The sequence below is a fragment of the Arsenophonus sp. ENCA genome, assembly GCF_002287155.1.
Taxonomy (GTDB): Bacteria; Pseudomonadota; Gammaproteobacteria; order Enterobacterales; family Enterobacteriaceae; genus Arsenophonus; species Arsenophonus nilaparvatae.
This window is the reverse complement of record NZ_NHNG01000577.1, coordinates 1-1,321: the sequence shown is the minus strand read 5'-3', so window position 1 is coordinate 1,321 and position 1,321 is coordinate 1. Positions and strand designations below refer to the sequence as shown.

General features: G+C 34.4%; 2 protein-coding genes. One reads left to right on the top strand and one right to left on the bottom strand.

Annotation, left to right across the window (positions count from 1 at the left end):
* Positions 1-603, top strand: a 603-nt coding sequence (locus CBG25_RS14995) for an integrase core domain-containing protein (protein WP_290603686.1), incomplete at its 5' end; no start/stop codon positions are given.
* A gap of 157 nt (positions 604-760) precedes the next feature.
* Here the strand turns inward: CBG25_RS14995 and CBG25_RS14990 are convergent.
* Entirely contained in the window at positions 761-1,057 is a 297-nt protein-coding gene (locus CBG25_RS14990) for a hypothetical protein (protein WP_290604290.1), read from the bottom strand.
* Positions 1,058-1,321: the final 264 nt, after the last annotated feature.

The window sequence follows — 1,321 nt, the reverse complement described above, 5'->3', positions numbered from 1 at the left end:
AAGAAAGCACAGGATGATGAAGCCAGTGGTGAGATTGAAACAGCACATCCGGGTTACCTGGGGTCGCAGGACACTTTTTATGTTGGTCATTTAAAAGGTGTTGGTCGTATCTACCAACAAACTTATATTGATACTTACTGCAAAGTCGTTCATTGTAAACTTTACACAACGAAAAGTTCGATAACTGCTGCGGATTTATTAAATGACAAGGTTCTGCCTTTTTATGCCCAACATGGATTACCGATATTACGTATACTGACGGACAGAGGTAGTGAATATTGTGGTAAAGTTGAGCATCACGATTATCAACTTTATCTGGCTATCAACGATATTGATCACACAAAAACTAAGGCACGCTCGCCTCAAACTAATGGAATTTGTGAACGTTTTCATAAAACCGTATTACAAGAGTTCTACCAGGTAGTTTTTCGTAAGAAAATCTACGGTAATTTAGAGGAATTACAAACTGATTTAGATAAATGGTTAGAGGAATACAATAACCAGCGTACTCATCAAGGAAAAATGTGTTGCGGTCGAACACCCATAGCAACTTTACACGATGGAAAACAAATTTGGAGAGAAAAAGATTTAAATCAAATTTAGCCTGACAGATACTGTATAAATAACCGGTAACTGTCAGATCAAGTCTGAGCTACTACATGTTAATTGCCTTTGTTATTTTCTTCTTTGCGTTCCACGTATTTAACTTTTTCCGTTGATTTTATGTGAGGTTGAGATGTTATTTCTCAACCTCACATAATCAATCACTATCTTTAACAGATTTTTGTTCAAAAAAAGATTCTGCTAGCGGATGATCTTTTAGTATTTCTTCGTAATCGTTTGGGTCAAAACAACCACACATCCCAAGAGAGATAGGTCTAATAATAAATTCAGAACAACATCCAGTAGTTAACTGCATTCGATTATATTTGTCATAGCCAAAAACAGTGTAAATAACACGATCATCATTATCAAAATACTCTTTGCATATAGAACATCTATCAGGATGCTTATTCATTATCTTATTTATTTCTTTTTTTTGATTACGAGTAATCATATTATTCCTGTATGTTTTAAAAACCGAATCCCTTGCCTTTACCAAGTTTTAATTTCTGTTCTTTCCTGATTTTCTTTACCATATCATTCCTATGGGCTACCCATTGAACACGATTAGTGAACATTAAACTAGTTGCTGAATAGAGACTTGCATTTTTTGTCACGCTATTGAGAATAAAAAGAGGTTTAACTTAGAGAATAAAGGTTTGAAATGATCAACAAAGAGCGGCTGTTACGAGATAATCGTTTATGTAAAGCAATCATT

Excerpts from the sequence above, each read along its gene's own strand:
- CBG25_RS14990 (WP_290604290.1), bottom strand. The coding sequence starts at position 1,057 with ATGATTACTCGTAATCAAAAAAAAGAAATAAATAAGATAATGAATAAG.